The sequence below is a fragment of the Rhodococcus sp. FW305-130 genome (assembly GCF_058788335.1).
The window spans coordinates 18279-33358 of the sequence record NZ_JBYTAP010000014.1; the positions used below are offsets into that span (position 1 = coordinate 18279).

Below are 15080 nucleotides of genomic sequence, written 5' to 3' on the forward strand. Positions count from 1 at the left end.
GCGAGCCTTAGCCGGTCACCTTGGGCCACAGGGAGATGTTTTGCTTGTCCGGCGACTCCCCCTGTGGCCCTCAAAGGATTCCGGGAGTAGAAGACTCGGATAGGTAGTGGCGGTTCCCATATCGAACGCGGCATCATCTACCCACCAAAGGCTCTGTCCCTTAGTCACTATGGGGGATAGGGCCTTTGGTGTATCACTACAGAAACTCAAACTTATTGAAACGCTTGGAGACTGAGCAATGTCGAACTCGTGGTGGTTGCACGATCCGAGGTGGGTCGCGATTCGCAAGTGGTACAAGGAGAACACACCTGCTGCCGGGGGCTGGACCTGCCATCTCTGCAACGAACCCATCGACCCATATGCAAGCGGCAGAACACGATTGGGTTTGTCTGTGGATCACATCGTGCCGGTCAGTCGAGGGGGTGCATTGTTCGACCATGCCAATACCGCACCCGCACATATGAAGTGCAACAGTGGCAAGCGAGAGGGCCGACAGCTGGCAGGTACCACAGCAGAGCCCTACCGCGCACCGTTCAGACGACGTAGCCGCCGAGCACCGGGAACAACAACAGCGCAGCCGAAGCCAAGCCTGATACCCATCGAACCTGTTGGACCTGACGACGTGCATGGTAGCCAGATCTGGTAAGCCACTGTGCATCTCAGTATGTGTCACACCAACACATCACTTCACTGTGAACTCATACACACCTTGCAATGCCTTGCCAATCATGCTGAACCCACTGACATGCACTGTCTTGCAATGCATCTTGTACTGCTTCCTGTTGCTGCTAGTGACCACCGCCAATGGTGCATTGCGTCCTACGTTAGCCACCATGCACGCCACCACTAGCACCAGACCAAGTGCAAGCAGCATCGACACTGCACTGATTGCTATTGCAACCTTCAATGTTTTCCATCCAACCTTGCGAACCGTGACGCCCTGTGGCAGCTCTTGCCGTACCAACGCGCTCCAGTCGCTCACTGCCTGTGTAGTAGCCATTGTTTGACTCACCCCTTCCAGTTGGTGAATTCCATATGGAAAACATATCGCTAATGTGATTCATTCCCTCACTAACAATGACACTAATCAATTGTTTTGGATTGCGCTAATGGCACTAGGTAGGCAGAGGAATGGATGGTAGGGACCAGCGGGTAGGGGGGGTGCATGTTTCCGATATTCGCAGACACCGAGCAAGACCCTGCCTCCGACCGTTTCTCTCTCTGTTGCATTTTTCAACTACCTTGCGCATAACCGCAGGTCAGAGCGTTTCCATGCGCTGCATGTGGCTTGCGGGAGGGTCCAAAAGAGAATCTGCCATGGGATGGCGATAATCGACCCGAGAAGTTAGCCGGGAAACGCCATTACCCAATTTTCTTGTAGGCAGCCTGGGCGAATTATCAAACGCTCACCGAACTCCACCATTTCGATGTGTGGTTATCACTGTCTCTGTGGTCCGAAGCATATTGCGCTTCGTTTTCGGATATTTGCGGATTGGTTTAAACCGCTGTGCATATCCAACTATTGCCGTTCCATGCGGAATTGGGCTCAGCTTTTCGTCTCTAATTGTCCACACGAGGCACCCGTGAGCTTCGACGCGTGCCGGGAGGTCCGGGCCGTCAAATACATCGCGATGCCCTTCGTAGTTCAGATTGACCGAACGATCCTCCGAGCGAATACCGATGTTCGCGACAGTCGTCGCTTCGGCTCCCTGATTGAGAACGACGAACGTAAATTCATCTTCAACCGTTCCCGTGGCTGGAGTCGGTGGGGGGCCATCACTTTGCGCGGAAGATCCCATGCTCACGATTGAGACAATGGTCGGCACATTGATAATTGCCGATTGCCGGATGACTACTGCAATCCTCGGCCACTTAAGCCATGTCAGGGCGAAGCCCCAGACCAACGCGATTATCGACAACACAAGGGCGGCAACTGACATGCGCGAGAGCCTACCGCCTAATCCGTCTTCCACCAGTCAGAGTCAATCGAAATTATCTTCTTCGGCACGATTTCCACAGTGTCGGGGTCGAATACTCTACGCGGATTGCGCACCTTCACTCTCAGAATCGTCACCTTCAAGCACTCTCTGACCACCTCACGCCTATCCAGAATGGAGAGGGAATCCCACACTTCTCGCGTGGCTCCATTAGCAAACTTCTGCAATACCGGATTACCTACCTGACGCGCTTTGGCTTCGGCGGCTTCGATCTTCGGCAGTAGGGACTGTTCCATCTGCTCTGCCATGCGTGCCCGTGTGGACGCCGAGATATTGGCATTGGTCAGCTCCAGGATTTCAGCGTCGAGTTGCTGTCTCAGTTCGCGGGCCAGTTCGGCAGCTTCCCTGGCAGCTTTGTCGTCACCATACATAGCGGCAGCGGCACGCACATGATCCGAAAAGAACTCCACTACAGCCGATTCCACATGCCTGTCCAGCTCGTCGGCAGCGCGCTTCACGTGACTGTCTGGGCAACGGTATCGAGGCCGAAGGTCTGACTTCATATTGGAATGCTTGACTCCCTGGCCGCACACTTCACAGGTAGCTATGCCCGAAAGTAGATGCGTTACTTGACTTCCCCAGGTACGGGACCGAGAGGGGTCGGTGAGCATGGCAACCAGCCGAGCGTGTTCGCCTTCGGTTATAAGCGGTTCCCAATCGCCCCGTGTACGTGAGATCTCGACCCGTTCGCCGGTTTGCTTGTCGTGCCGCCGACGTACGTGGATTCCGGCATAGGTCGGACTCAGGACCATCGAACGCAAACCCTTGCCGCCGATCTTCGCCCAACCACTCCCCTGCCTACCCACACCACGACTAGGCGCGGGCACTCCGCGTTCTGCGAACTCTTTTGCCAGGCTTCGCAGTGAATCACCCGCCAGCAGTCGGCGCACCGCCTCTTGGACGATCGGCGCGGCTTCCGGGTCCACAGTCCAGCCCTCGGGGCCGCGCACATATCCGAAAGGCATCCACCCGTTGTGCGTCCCTGTGGCAGCGGTCCGATCCTTCGCCCGCATGATTCGTTTGCGCGACAGTGCTACCTCTAGTTCGGCATTCTGAGCCGCGATACCGAGCATGTAGTTATCGTTCGGCTCGTTCAAGTCGTACAGCCGCCCGCCGACGAACCACTGCACACCGAGGTCTGCGCAGAAATCCCGTAGCTCTGCGAACTCACCGAGCTTGCGCGTGATCCGAGACGACTCCCAGGACACCAAGACGACACCACGCCGCAGTAGTGCCTGCAGGCGCAGAAAGCCCGGACGAGTGCCCTGGGAGTACCGAGACGCGCCTATGTCGTTGTCGACCACAACATCAATCACCGGCCACCCTTCGACCTCACACGTGCGCCTGCAATCGGCTTCCTGCTCCGATACCGACCTCGCACGGCCTGACTGGTCACTGGACACGCGGCAGTAGATGACCGCTCCATCAATCGACGCCATGGCTGGTACCTTCCAATCGTTGCGAATGCCCTGGTCACATGGTAGTTCTATATGGGTGACTTTGGCATACGGCTTCACCGAGTACGGCGGACCCGACACACAGTCCTACTTCGACGTCACCCTGCCCCCACCGGGTGCCGGCCAACTGCTGGTGTCGGTCCGAGCGGCAGGCGTCAACCCAGCTGACTGGAAAGTTCGCGCGGGTACTCGAAAAGATACTGTCCCGGTGACGCTGCCTGCGGTTCTGGGCCGCGAAGTGTCTGGTGTTGTCATCGGAGTAGGTCCGCGGGTCACCGAGTTCGAGGTCGGCGACGAAGTGTTCGGCGCTACCGCTACCGGCTTCGGCGGCTACGCCGCGTCGACATTGCTCAACGTCTCGTCGGCAGCACACAAGCCGCCGACCGTGTCCTGGGCCGATGCCGCGGTGCTGACGGTTGCGGCGGGAACGGCTTACGACGCTCTCCACGATCTCGGGCTCAAGCCCGGAGCGACACTCCTGCTCCTCGGTGCCGGCGGCGGCGTTGGTCGCAGCACGACCGCGCTTGCGGTGTCTCGCGGCATCGACGTCATCGGCGTCGCGAGTGAGTCCAAGCGAACCGCGATCGAGGGAGCGGGAGCACGGTGGGTTGCGTCGGGAGACGCCTTTGCAGGCGAAGTGTCCGCGTTGTCCCCAGGCGGAGTGGACGCGGTTTTCGACCTGGTCGGCGGGGACACTCTCACTCGCGGCGCTGAGCTCGCCCGACCGGACGCGCCGATCCTGAGCATCGCCGATCCTCTGGCGGCGAGCCGACTCGGCGGCGGTGGTGTCGAACGCCGAAGAACTACAGCAGTATTCACGGAGGTCGCGGCGCTCGTGGCCGACGGGACCCTCGACCCGTCCGTGTCCGGCCGTTACCCATTCTCCCGCGCTGGGGAAGCGCTCGCTGCAGTCGAAGACGGCCATTCAGCCGGCAAAGTGGTGATCGAGTTCGGCTGATTTCTGTCGGCCCCCGATGGTTCAATCACGTTCTACGACGGGCGGCGTTGAATCACCGTCTACGACGGGCGGGGGCACAGGTGGTTGCACGGTTATCTGCGATCCTGTCGACGCTCGCGCTCGTATGTCTCGTCGCGTCCTGCGGATGGTTCGGGGACGAGCGTCTCGAGTCGGCCCCGGGCAGCCCGACACGATCGGAGCTCGAATCGCTGCTGTCCCGGACCGCGATTGTCGACAACCGACCACATCCGGGTGGATACGAGCGCGGCTGCGGTAACGGCGAGGCTTGCGTCTTCGGCCCCGCTTGGTCCGACGACCAGGACGCACCAGGTGGCCACGACGGGTGCGATACCCGCAACAACGTTCTGGCCCATGATCTCTCGGACGTGGTGTTCAAACCGGGAACACGTGACTGCGTCGTACTGTCGGGCGCGATGACCGACCCGTACTCCGGTGATCGCATCGAATTCGAACGCAGCCAGGCCAAGTCCGTCCAGATCGACCACGTCTTCCCACTCGCCGCGGCTTGGGACTTCGGCGCGAACTCCTGGACGCCCGCGCTTCGGATGAGGTTCGCGAACGACACGTCACTGAACCTGTTGGCCGTCAACGGCCCCGACAACCAGTCGAAAGGCGACAGCACGCCCGGTGAGTGGTTGCCGCCCGATCCTGCATACCGATGCTTTTACGCCGGCAAGTACTTGACCGTCGCGATTTCCTACGGCTTACCGGTCAGCCGGGCGGATCACTCGGCGTTGACAGAACTCGCCACTCGCTGTTGAGCTACCGGCCGTCCTTCACCACTCGACCGCTCTGAATGACGAGTGCGATGCGCTCACGATCGGCGAAGATGGACGGATCCGTCAACGGATTGCCGCGGAACGCAACGAGGTCGGCGAACTTGCCGACTTCGATGGTGCCGACCTCGTCGGCGATACCGAGAATGTCGGCGTTGATCCGGGTAGCGGAAACCAATGCGTCCATCGGGGTTTCGACCTTGGCGCGCAGGACTAGCTCCATTCCCCGGCCCGTTTGATCGGTACCGATGAGGTCCGATCCCAATCCCACTCTGACGCCGGCATTTCGAGCAGCAAGAAGCCCGTCGATCTGACCCTGCATCATCTGGCCGATCCGCGCCGAAATCGATTCGGGTAGACCTGCTGACGCCGCGCTGTCCGAGAGTGCCTGCACCACAGCCAACGTCGGCACCAACGCGACGTCGTGCTCGGCCATCAACTTGGCAGTCTCGTCGTCGATACCTGAGCCGTGCTCGACGCATTTCGCGCCGGCAGTTACAGCGTTTCGGATTCCCTCGTTGTTGTGGGCATGCACCGTGACATAGGTACCGCGCGCATTGGCTTCCTCGACGGCAACTTCGATCTCGTCGACCGTGAACTGGGTATCGGTGAGCTTGTCATGAGTCGATACCACTCCCCCGGTAACACACAGTTTGAGGAAGTCCGCACCCCTGCGGAACGTCTCGCGAACGTTCTTTCGCATTTCGTGCGGACCGTCGGAAAGCAGAGACATACAACGTAATCCGGGGATGTCATGATCGGACCAGTCCGAAGTCGGCTCCCACTCGGCCGCCAGGTGTCCGTGTCCACCGGTCTGGCACTGGATCGGGCCGCACTGAATGATCCGCGGACCCGGAATCTTGCCCGAGGCGACAACTCCGGCGAGTCCACCGTCGATTCCGCCGCAGTCACGAACAGTGGTGAATCCTCCGTCGAGGGTCGATGCGCAGGTCGCGAACATGTCTGCAGCGAGCTCGGCTACCGAGATCTGACGCCGCAGACTCGGTGCGAGATCGCTCGATCCACCGAGATGAACGTGTGCGTCGATGAGGCCGGGCGTGATTGTCAGCCCGGTGCAGTCCAGCACCTCCGCCCCCGCGGGCGGCGTTCCACCGAGTGCACTGATGCGGCCATCTTCCACGGCAACAGCGCAGTTCTCGATCGGGTCGGCGCCCGTGCCGTCGATGATCGTTGCACCGGTCAGCCATACGACAGACATATTGAATGTTCCTCCGACGTGTACTGATCGCCGGAAGATTCCGCCGACATACCGAATAGGGTTCGGTTAGTATGATGCATACCGGCTCCCGAAATCAAGGAGTTGTCATCAATCGATCAAGTCCGAGATTGCCGACGAATCCCTCACCAGGAGAATCGATGCCGCGTCCCACTCAGCCGATACTGTCCACGCGAAACATCACCGACGCGGCTCTGGATGCTGTCGACGCAACCGGCGACTTCACCATGCCCGGGATCGCCAAGCAACTGAACGTGACTCCGTCTTCGCTCTACACACATATTTCGGGTCGATCCGAGATCGTCGAACTCATGCGCATCCGCGTGATGTCGTCGATCTCTGTCCCCCACCCACCCGCAGGATGGAGCGAACGGATCAGCGCGTGGGGGTGGGCATATCGCCGAGCTGCCGTCGAACATTGGCGCCTCATCCCGCTACTCATGACACGCAGCGTCCGCACCGAGGTGACTTTTGATATCGATACTGCACTGGTTCAAGCATTTTCGGACGGGGGTTTCGATTCGACCGATACGCGTCACGCAATTTCCACGTTGGACAGTCTGGTTCTCGGATCCGTCGTGAAACTCTCGACGCCGGATGTCGCGTGGACTCAATCCTCCAACCCGAGCGAGGTCACGCGTGAGGGGGCGAACCCACTGCGAACCGACGACACCTTCGACTTCGGCCTGCGAACGCTGATCGCTGGATGGATGGCCCAGTGCGTCGTCCGCCTGTATACCGAATCCCATTCGGATCTACCTGTCACTTCACGGTGAACGACCTCGTATGCCATCCAGTGGCTCCGCCGGGAATCGGTGGAGTGCGCTCTTCCACCTGAACGTTCCCGTCCAAATCCGTCGCTCTGACCTGCACGGTGTGCAAACCTGAGCCTGCATCCCACATCCACGACCATTGACGCCAGGTGTCGATCGAGTACTCCTCCGCCAGTGTCGCCGGTTGCCATTCGCCGTTGTCGACGCGAACCTCGACCTTCTCGATCCCGCGATGCTGCGCCCAGGCCGTTCCCGCCACCAGCACCTGGCCCGGCTCGATCGGCGCCAAAGCTGCCGGCACCTCGATACGCGAGGACGTCTTGATCGGTGCCTGCGCACCCCAACCGCGCTGGGTCCAATAGGCCTCGACCTTGTCGAAACGCGTCAGTTCCCACTCCGTCACCCACTTGGTGGCGGAGACGAAACCGTACAGGCCGGGAACTACCTGCCGAACGGGATAACCGTGCTCGAACGGCAACGGCTCACCGTTCATCGCCACGGCGAGAATCGCGTCACGGCCGTCGGTGACTATCTCGACCGGGGTGCCGACTGTGAAGCCGTCGACGCTGGTCGACAGGAGCATGTCGGCGTCGGGATGGACACCGACTTCGTCGAGCAGGTCCTTCATGGGATAACCGATCCACTTCGCGTTCCCGGCCAGAACGCCGCCCACCTCGTTGGAAACACACGTCAGCGTGATGACTCGCTCGATGGGCGTTCGCGCCACCAGATCGTCGAACGACAACGTCATCTCGCTGTCCACCATTCCGTGAATCCGCAGTTCCCACGAATCCGTCGTCAATTGCGGAACGAGGAGTGCAGTGTCGATTCGATAGAAGTCGTCGTTGGGCGTGATGTACGTCGACGCACCCGCAATCGCGATGTCCGCACCCGCCGGAATCGGCGGCGCCGGGTCAGCGGCGGTGGGCACGACAAAATCTTCACGATTCGCTACTGCTCCGGCGATTCTCTGCCCCACGAACTTCCCGGCGGCACCCGCTGCCGCAGCCACTGCCAACGCCGCACCTGCCAGCAGAAGGAACTGACGACGAGGCAACCACGAGTCGGCGACGCCAGGCGAGAGCGGCACCTCCAACTGTGTGATCAGCAGCCGCAGTGTTGCAACGCCCGCCACCACACCGACCAGTGTCGGGAACACGTACATCGCATCGGCAGTCGGGCGCTGCATCGCCGCATACACACCAACCGCGCCCAGAAGAACAAGGATGACACTGCCGATCGGGCGGCGTCGCCGTTCCAACAGCCCGGCCACCGCGCCGAGCAGAACGATCAATATCGACATTCCGATGAACAGCGCCGGCTTGTCGTTGGTGCCGAAGGTGTCGATCGCGAACTCGCGAGCCCACGCCGGGGTTCGGTCGACGGTCGTTGCCCCAACTGCGTAGAAGGGCGACGCGTCCGGGTTGATCGGCAGCGCAACCAGTTCACCGACGCCCAGGACGACAGCCGCGGCCAACACTCCGGAGATCGCGTGAGCAGCCCATCTACGACGCGGCGGACGAGATTCGGTGCTCGGGTGCTCGTCGATGTTCTGTGTGACCATGTCGTCTCGGCTCTGTCGGTGCGAGTGGTGCTTCGATCGGATACCCGACATTCGGCGCTGCGGGACATCCGGATGGGTGCACTCGTCTATCAAGAACTACGCCGAACTCGCGATTAGAGTGGGGACAATGACCGTCGACCTCAACAAGGACACGCTCCTGTGCATGTCGCTCTCCGGGCGACCGAGCAACATCGGCACGAGGTTTCACAATTACCTCTACGAGGAATTGGGCCTGAACTTCGTCTACAAAGCCTTCACCACCGAAGACGTGCCAGCCGCGATCGGCGGCATCCGAGCACTCGGGATTCGAGGCTGCGGGGTGTCGATGCCGTTCAAGGAACAGGTCATGGAGCACATCGACGTCATGCACGATTCGGCCAGCGCCATCGACTCCGTGAACACGATCGTCAACGAGTCCGGAGTGCTGCACGCCTACAACACCGACTATCAGGCGGTGGCCGATCTGCTGCGCGACAACGACGTCGACACGAGCCTGTCCGTCGCTGTCGCCGGCAGCGGTGGCATGGCAAAAGCAGTCGTCGCCGCGGTGCGCGACACCGGATTCACCGACGTCACCGTGATCGCCCGCAACCAGCAAGTGGGGTCGTCGCTCGCGAAGCAGTACGGCTTCGACTGGCAGGCCGAACTCGGTGAGCTTCGTCCCGGTGTGCTGATCAACGCCACTCCGATCGGTATGTCCGGCGGTGCAGAAGCAGATGCATTGTCGTTCCCCGAACAAGCAGTGCGCGCCGCCGATGTCGTCTTCGACGTCGTCGCGATGCCTGCGAACACGCCACTGATCGCGTTGGCGACCGAACTCGGCAAGACGGCGATCACGGGAGCGTCGGTCATTGCCCTTCAGGCCGCCGAGCAGTTCGTGCTCTACACCGGCGTGCGTCCGAGCGCGGAGCAGATCCAGCGAGCGTCGGAATACTCACGGGCGTAGGAACCACGTCGCCGTGAACGAGACCGGGGAGACTCCACCTCAACAACTCGCGCGGAACTTCAACGAGTTGTTGCAAGAACTGCGCGTCGCGCTCTCTGGTGTTCAGATCCTGTTTGCCTTCCTGCTGGCCGTGGCATTCACCGAACGCTACGAGGAAGCGTCGGCGTACATCCGCGGCATCCACTTGGTGACGGTGATACTTGTTGCCATCTCGTTCGGGTTCCTGATGGCACCCGCGGTCTGGCATCGCATGCTCTTCCGCCGTGGGCACCGCGAGAACATATTGCCCGTGGCCAACCGATTCGCCCTGTGCGGCATAGCCTTTCTGGCCGCCTCCATGACCGGCACGGTCCTGTTGATCGCCGAGGTCGCCGTCGGCGGAGTTGCCGCAAAGGTTTTGGCAGCGTGCGCCGCGATCATGTTCACGGCACTGTGGTTTCTCGTGCCGTCATTCATCGATCGCACCAAGAGCTGACTCAGGCTCCGGTGTCGACGGCGCGAGTGTTGTCATTCGACCACTGTGACCACGAGCCCGGGAACAGCGTCGCGTCGTAACCGGCGATCGCGAGTGCCGCAATCTCATGCGCTGCAGTTACTCCGGATCCGCAGTACACCGCGACACTGTCTCCGGCGACCAGTCCGGCGAACCGCTCACGCAGGCGGGTCGCATCCAGGAACCGACCGTCGCCGGTGATGTTCTCCGCGGTCGGCGCGCTCACCGCACCGGGGATGTGCCCCGCGACGGGATCCATCGGCTCGACCTCGCCGCGGTACCGCTCCCCTGCTCGGGCGTCGAGAAGCACACCGCCCGCACGCGTCCAGTCGCCGACGCCGTCGATGTCGACCGTCGGCATGTTGCCGCCGGTGAAAGTCGCATTGCCCGGAGTGGCCGACTCACCGATACCCGCCGCCAACGGCAGTCCCGCGGACTCCCAGGCCTGTAGTCCGCCGTCGAGCAGTCGGACATCCGAGAGCCCGGCCCACCGCAGCAGCCACCAACCACGGGCAGCGGCCGTGTTGCCGGTGGCGTCGTAAAGCACCACCGAATCACCGTCGTCGATTCCCCAACGACGCGCAGCGTCCTGCAGGTCTTCGAGACTCGGCAGCGGATGCCTTCCCTTGTCCGGCGACGGCGGCGAGGCAAGTTCCTCGTCGAGGTTCACGAAGACCGCGCCGGGAATATGGCCGTCGCGAAAATGCTGCTCGCCGTTCGAATCACCCAGCGCCCATCGGACATCGAGCAATCGCGGCGCAGCGCCGGCCTCGATGAGAGCGGACAGTTCTTCGACGTCGATCAGCACGGGAAGTGTCATGAACCCATCCTGACACGACCACTCATGCAACCCCGAAGAAGGCACCGAGACCCACCAACAACACTCCCGTCACCACGTCGATTCGCTTGCCGACGCCAGGACGACGCAGCTTCTTGCCGGCTCCGGCCGCCAACACCACCACGATCGCCCACCACAGTGCCGCGGCGACCACCGTCGCGCCCGCCAACATCAACGTGCGCAGCCCTGCGCCTTCACCCGGCTCGATGAATTGCGGGAGTAGCCCGAGAAAGAACAACAGCGCCTTCGGGTTCAGCAGGTTCGAGAGGAAGCCGTAGCGAAATGCCGTGGTGACCGCGATCGGTTCTTTCGCTGCCGGAATTCCCTCGTCCGAGGCTCGGGCTTTGAAAGCACTTCGAATCGCGGAGATACCGAGCCAGGTCAGATATGCCGCCCCGGCGTATGTGAGCGCAGAGAGCAACTGTGGCCGTGTCGCCACAAGTGCGGAGAGACCAAGTGACGCGGCAGCGGTGTGAACGAAGAGCCCGGAAATCACACCGGCGGCCACCACCGCGCCGGTCCGACGATCTGCCAGAGAATGACGCAGGATCAGGACAAAATCCGGTCCCGGCGTGAACAGGACGATGGATAGCAGGGAGCCGAAAGCAAGCCATTGACCGACACTCATCCGAAATACCTCACACCCGAGCTGATTCGAGACACATGTTCATGCCAGGAGTGTGCAACTGGATCCGGGAAGTTCAAAACGACTCCGGATATAGTTCGGCAGATGACGAAGAATGAGCCTCTGGATCCGGTGGACTGGAAGATTTTGGCCGAATTGCAGAACGACGCGTCGATCACCAACAAGGTGTTGGCCGATCGAGTCGGCTTGGCGACGTCCTCGTGCCACGAGCGCGTACGACGCCTACGTGCCAACGGAACGATCAGCGGTATCCACGCGGTTGTCGATCCGGCAGCCGTTGGCCGGTCGATGCAGGCGATCATCGCCGTTCAACTGCGACCACACCGCCGCGACCTCGTCGACCGGTTCACCGCCGACGCCCTAGCACTGCCGGAAACGCTTGCGCTCTTCAACGTCTCGGGGCCTGAGGATTTCTTCCTCCACGTCGCGGTCCGTGACAGTGCTCATCTACAGCGAGTATTGATCGACCACCTCGCCGCACATCCCGAGGTCTGGCACGCCCAAACGCACCTCATCTACGGCAAAGCGGTCACCTCACCCATCCGACCGGACAGGTAAATCGGGTCTGGGGCGGGTCGGGCAGAATCACTGACCATGTCGGACTCCACAGATACCACCGAACCGGAAGCCGTTCGCAGCAACTCGCAACCGATGAGCGCAGGCATCGTCACGGCCCTCGTCGGCTTCACCAGTTCGTTCGCGGTGGTGCTCACCGGCCTCGCGGCTGTCGGTGCGGACGCGACCGAGGCGGCGTCCGGACTGCTGGTTCTGTGTGTGACCCAAGCGTTGGGAATGCTCTGGCTCTCACGCCGGTATCGGATGCCGATCACCCTGGCCTGGTCGACGCCCGGTGCCGCTCTGCTCGCCGGCGCCGGAGCGGTCGAGGGTGGGTGGCCGGCCGCGGTCGGAGCATTCATCGTCGTCGGAATCGCGATCGTGCTGACCGGACTGTGGCCGACGCTCGGAAGGATCATCTCGGCAATCCCGACGCCCCTCGCGCAAGCGATGCTCGCCGGGGTTCTGATGCCGTTGTGCCTGGCGCCGATCATCGCCGTCCGGGACGCACCGGCAGCGGTCGCGCCCGTCATCCTGGTTTGGCTTGCCGCGCAGCGCTTCTCCAAGCGATGGGCGGTTCCGCTCGCGTTTCTCACAGCAGCGGTCGTGATCGGGATCAGCCTCGTCACATCGGATCGAGTGCTCGACGCCGGCGCCATGATTCCCCGCATCGATCTCACCGCGCCGTCGTGGACCTGGCAGGCAATGATCGGCATTGCGATTCCGCTCTACATCGTCACGATGGCTTCGCAGAACATTCCCGGTGTGGCCGTGATGAATTCGTTCGGCTACACCGTTCCCTGGCGGCCGTCGATGATCGTGACGGGTATCGGCACCATCGTCGGCGCACCGGCCGGTGGCCATGCGATCAACCTCGCGGCGATCAGCGCGGCCCTGGCCGCCGCCCCCACCGCACATCCGGATCCCAAACGTCGATGGATCGCTGCCTTCACCGCAGGCTGGGCGTATCTCGTTCTCGCTGCCGGCGCGGCCGCGGTGGCCGCTCTGGTAGCCGCCGCACCGGCCGGAGTCGTGGAAACTGTTGCCGGACTGGCGCTCCTGGCAACGCTTGCCGGCGCCCTCACGTCGGCGCTGAGCGAGGCGAGTGAACGTGAAGGCGCCGTGGTCACGTTTCTGATCGCCGCATCCGGGGTCAGTATCCTGGGAATCGGTTCGGCATTCTGGGCACTGTTGGTGGGGCTGATCGTGCGTGCAGTCCTACAGGGCACCACCCTGCCCTCACTCTCGCGAAAGTCCTCACTACAGTCGAAGCCGTGAGCACAGCGCAGACGCCCCCGTCGATCAGCGAGTTTCCCGTTCTCTGGCCCGTCCCGACGCGGTGGGACGACAACGATCACTACGGCCACGTCAACAACGTGACCTACTACTCGTACTTCGACACCGCGGTCAACGCCTGGCTGATGTCTTCCACTGGAACCGACATCCGCAATCTGCCTGCCATCGGCGTCGTCGCCGAGACGTCGTGCCGGTACCTGAGCGAACTGTCGTTCCCCGAGCAGTTGCAGGTGGGTATCTCCGTCGAGAAGCTGGGCACCAAGAGCATCGTCTACGCGCTGGCGATATTCCACGAGGTCGCAAGCGGCCATTGGGAACCTGCTGCAACTGGGCGCTTCGTGCACGTCTACGTCGATGCCGACACCCGTAAGCCGGTGGAGATCCCGGCTGCGATCAGATCAGCAGCCGGGACCTTGACCGAAAACTAGCTCAGGCCGAGCTGATCTGCCGTCAAGACGGCGCGTGCAACGATTCCGTCGATCAGCGCGACCGTCGGGCCGCCGTGCTCGGCTTTGTTCCGCGGATCGTCGAGAATGCGTCGCAGCACGCCCTCGGCGATGATCGAGAGCTTCCACAGAGCGAGTACGTGCCAATATCCGACCGCTGACACGTCGCGGCCGGTCGCCTCGACGTAGGCAGCGACCAGCTCGTCGCGGTTCGGGAAGCCTTCCAGCGTGGACGCCATGAACGGACCGGCAACTTTGTCACCGGCTTCCGGCCAGTACGCGAGTAGCGCACCGAGATCCGCGAGCGGCTCCCCCAACGTGCACAGCTCCCAGTCGACGACGGCAACGATGCGCCCCTCGACCGGGTCGGTGATGACGTTGTTGAGGTGGAAGTCGCCGTGAACCAAGGTCACTTCGTTCTGTTCCGGAATGTTTCGGTGCAGAATCTCGGCCAACCTGTCGACGTCAGGAACATCGCGGGTCTTCGACTTCTCCCACTGCGCCGACCACCGTTTGAGCTGACGCTCGGCAAAGGGCTTGCGGCTGGCCAGATCGTCGAGGCCGGTCTCTTCCAGGTCAACCCCGTGGATGCTTGCGAGGGTTTTCGGCATCGCCAATCCGACCGCGCGACGCTCGTCCTCGGTCAACTTCTGAGCCACTGGAACGCCGTCGATCACAACGCCGTCGATGTAGCTCATGAGGACCAGCGGAGCGTCCGTGATCTCCGGATCTTCCGTGATGCCGAGGATCTTCGGAACCGGCACTTTGGTTCCCTGGAGCGAGGACAGGATGCGGTGCTCGCGAACGACGTCGTGCGCGGACGCCAACAACGTGCCGAGTGGAGGTCTGCGCAGTACCCACCGTCCTCCGCCCGCATCCGTCACGGAGTAGGTCAGGTTCGATTGCCCGTTACCGATCCTCTCGAAAGTCAGTGGTGTCGTAGCGCCGACCCCCAGTTCGGCGATCCACGCGGAAACAGCTTCTTCGTTCAAACCGACTGCAGTCACCGCACCGATGCTAGCGGTTGAATTCCGATCGGTTGGCCGTACCGACACGTTTGTTACTCGCCAGTTCGCA

General features: G+C 61.8%; 17 protein-coding genes. 9 read left to right on the top strand and 8 right to left on the bottom strand.

All coding sequences use genetic code 11. From position 1 onward, the window contains the following. The first annotated feature begins 238 nt into the window (after positions 1-238). Positions 239-646: an HNH endonuclease gene (locus AC3WQS_RS30005; protein WP_492712847.1), complete on the top strand. Its 408-nt coding sequence runs from the start codon at positions 239-241 to the stop codon at positions 644-646. 36 nt (positions 647-682) lie between these two features. Here the strand turns inward: AC3WQS_RS30005 and AC3WQS_RS30010 are convergent, their stop codons facing one another. From AC3WQS_RS30010 to AC3WQS_RS30020, 3 genes are all read right to left on the bottom strand, one after another. Beyond that, the gene (locus AC3WQS_RS30010; protein ID WP_492712846.1) at positions 683-1000 is read right to left on the bottom strand and encodes a hypothetical protein; all 318 of its coding nucleotides are present in this window, start codon (positions 998-1000) and stop codon (positions 683-685) included. A gap of 406 nt (positions 1001-1406) precedes the next feature. After that, positions 1407-1940: a hypothetical protein gene (locus AC3WQS_RS30015; RefSeq protein WP_317828847.1), complete on the bottom strand. Its 534-nt coding sequence runs from the start codon at positions 1938-1940 to the stop codon at positions 1407-1409. Positions 1941-1957: 17 nt separating this feature from the next. Next, entirely contained in the window at positions 1958-3436 is a 1479-nt protein-coding gene (locus AC3WQS_RS30020; protein ID WP_492712845.1) for a recombinase family protein, read from the bottom strand. Between the two features lie 25 nt (positions 3437-3461). Between AC3WQS_RS30020 and AC3WQS_RS30025 the strand changes: the two genes are divergently transcribed. Next, a complete protein-coding gene (locus AC3WQS_RS30025) occupies positions 3462-4412 on the top strand; it encodes an NADP-dependent oxidoreductase (RefSeq protein WP_492712844.1) in 951 nt (316 codons plus the stop codon). An 80-nt stretch (positions 4413-4492) separates the two neighbouring features. After that, positions 4493-5194, top strand: a complete 702-nt coding sequence (locus AC3WQS_RS30030) for an HNH endonuclease family protein (protein WP_492712843.1) — start codon at positions 4493-4495, stop codon at positions 5192-5194. A gap of 1 nt (position 5195) precedes the next feature. Here the strand turns inward: AC3WQS_RS30030 and AC3WQS_RS30035 are convergent, their stop codons facing one another. Further along, positions 5196-6428, bottom strand: a complete 1233-nt coding sequence (locus AC3WQS_RS30035; RefSeq protein WP_021334169.1) for a metal-dependent hydrolase family protein — start codon at positions 6426-6428, stop codon at positions 5196-5198. A gap of 158 nt (positions 6429-6586) precedes the next feature. On the opposite strand from AC3WQS_RS30035, the gene AC3WQS_RS30040 reads away from it, so the two are divergent. Continuing rightward, entirely contained in the window at positions 6587-7222 is a 636-nt protein-coding gene (locus AC3WQS_RS30040; RefSeq protein ID WP_492712842.1) for a TetR/AcrR family transcriptional regulator C-terminal domain-containing protein, read from the top strand. On the opposite strand, the gene AC3WQS_RS30045 is transcribed toward AC3WQS_RS30040, so the two are convergent. After that, positions 7209-8783: a molybdopterin-dependent oxidoreductase gene (locus AC3WQS_RS30045; RefSeq protein WP_492712841.1), complete on the bottom strand. Its 1575-nt coding sequence runs from the start codon at positions 8781-8783 to the stop codon at positions 7209-7211. The genes AC3WQS_RS30040 and AC3WQS_RS30045 overlap by 14 nt on opposite strands. 127 nt (positions 8784-8910) lie before the next feature. Between AC3WQS_RS30045 and AC3WQS_RS30050 the strand changes: the two genes are divergently transcribed. Continuing rightward, positions 8911-9729 (top strand): shikimate 5-dehydrogenase, encoded by an 819-nt coding sequence (locus AC3WQS_RS30050; protein WP_492712840.1) that lies wholly within the window; start codon positions 8911-8913, stop codon positions 9727-9729. A 13-nt stretch (positions 9730-9742) separates the two neighbouring features. Further along, the gene (locus AC3WQS_RS30055; protein ID WP_003941357.1) at positions 9743-10204 is read left to right on the top strand and encodes a DUF6328 family protein; all 462 of its coding nucleotides are present in this window, start codon (positions 9743-9745) and stop codon (positions 10202-10204) included. A gap of 1 nt (position 10205) precedes the next feature. Here the strand turns inward: AC3WQS_RS30055 and AC3WQS_RS30060 are convergent, their stop codons facing one another. Together AC3WQS_RS30060 and AC3WQS_RS30065 are read right to left on the bottom strand one after the other, a co-directional pair. Then, a complete protein-coding gene (locus AC3WQS_RS30060) occupies positions 10206-11042 on the bottom strand; it encodes a sulfurtransferase (RefSeq protein WP_315874107.1) in 837 nt (278 codons plus the stop codon). A gap of 22 nt (positions 11043-11064) precedes the next feature. Further along, positions 11065-11688, bottom strand: a complete 624-nt coding sequence (locus AC3WQS_RS30065) for a LysE family translocator (RefSeq protein WP_003941342.1) — start codon at positions 11686-11688, stop codon at positions 11065-11067. A gap of 102 nt (positions 11689-11790) precedes the next feature. Between AC3WQS_RS30065 and AC3WQS_RS30070 the strand changes: the two genes are divergently transcribed. The 3 genes from AC3WQS_RS30070 to AC3WQS_RS30080 are packed head-to-tail and all read left to right on the top strand — an operon-like array spanning position 11791 to position 13985. Then, positions 11791-12264 carry an Lrp/AsnC family transcriptional regulator gene (locus AC3WQS_RS30070; protein ID WP_003941284.1) on the top strand — a complete coding sequence of 158 codons (474 nt, stop codon included), beginning with the start codon at positions 11791-11793 and terminating at the stop codon, positions 12262-12264. A gap of 36 nt (positions 12265-12300) precedes the next feature. Beyond that, complete coding sequence (locus AC3WQS_RS30075; protein WP_003941402.1) at positions 12301-13539, top strand: benzoate/H(+) symporter BenE family transporter; 1239 nt, start codon at positions 12301-12303, stop codon at positions 13537-13539. Next, positions 13536-13985, top strand: a complete 450-nt coding sequence (locus AC3WQS_RS30080) for an acyl-CoA thioesterase (protein ID WP_492712839.1) — start codon at positions 13536-13538, stop codon at positions 13983-13985. The genes AC3WQS_RS30075 and AC3WQS_RS30080 overlap by 4 nt, the downstream gene beginning before the upstream one ends. Here AC3WQS_RS30080 and AC3WQS_RS30085 read toward each other — a convergent pair. Continuing rightward, positions 13982-15010, bottom strand: coding sequence for a phosphotransferase family protein (locus AC3WQS_RS30085; RefSeq protein WP_020908344.1), 1029 nt, complete (start codon positions 15008-15010; stop codon positions 13982-13984). The genes AC3WQS_RS30080 and AC3WQS_RS30085 overlap by 4 nt on opposite strands. Positions 15011-15080: the final 70 nt, after the last annotated feature.

Coding starts and splice junctions, on each gene's coding strand:
- AC3WQS_RS30025 (WP_492712844.1), top strand. CDS start 3,462: ATGCCCTGGTCACATGGTAGTTCTATATGGGTGACTTTGGCATACGGC.
- AC3WQS_RS30005 (WP_492712847.1), top strand. CDS start 239: ATGTCGAACTCGTGGTGGTTGCACGATCCGAGGTGGGTCGCGATTCGC.
- AC3WQS_RS30060 (WP_315874107.1), bottom strand. CDS start 11,042: ATGACACTTCCCGTGCTGATCGACGTCGAAGAACTGTCCGCTCTCATC.
- AC3WQS_RS30010 (WP_492712846.1), bottom strand. CDS start 1,000: ATGGCTACTACACAGGCAGTGAGCGACTGGAGCGCGTTGGTACGGCAA.
- AC3WQS_RS30015 (WP_317828847.1), bottom strand. CDS start 1,940: ATGTCAGTTGCCGCCCTTGTGTTGTCGATAATCGCGTTGGTCTGGGGC.
- AC3WQS_RS30020 (WP_492712845.1), bottom strand. CDS start 3,436: ATGGCGTCGATTGATGGAGCGGTCATCTACTGCCGCGTGTCCAGTGAC.
- AC3WQS_RS30035 (WP_021334169.1), bottom strand. CDS start 6,428: ATGTCTGTCGTATGGCTGACCGGTGCAACGATCATCGACGGCACGGGC.
- AC3WQS_RS30070 (WP_003941284.1), top strand. CDS start 11,791: ATGACGAAGAATGAGCCTCTGGATCCGGTGGACTGGAAGATTTTGGCC.
- AC3WQS_RS30075 (WP_003941402.1), top strand. CDS start 12,301: ATGTCGGACTCCACAGATACCACCGAACCGGAAGCCGTTCGCAGCAAC.
- AC3WQS_RS30050 (WP_492712840.1), top strand. CDS start 8,911: ATGACCGTCGACCTCAACAAGGACACGCTCCTGTGCATGTCGCTCTCC.
- AC3WQS_RS30040 (WP_492712842.1), top strand. CDS start 6,587: ATGCCGCGTCCCACTCAGCCGATACTGTCCACGCGAAACATCACCGAC.
- AC3WQS_RS30045 (WP_492712841.1), bottom strand. CDS start 8,783: ATGGTCACACAGAACATCGACGAGCACCCGAGCACCGAATCTCGTCCG.
- AC3WQS_RS30065 (WP_003941342.1), bottom strand. CDS start 11,688: ATGAGTGTCGGTCAATGGCTTGCTTTCGGCTCCCTGCTATCCATCGTC.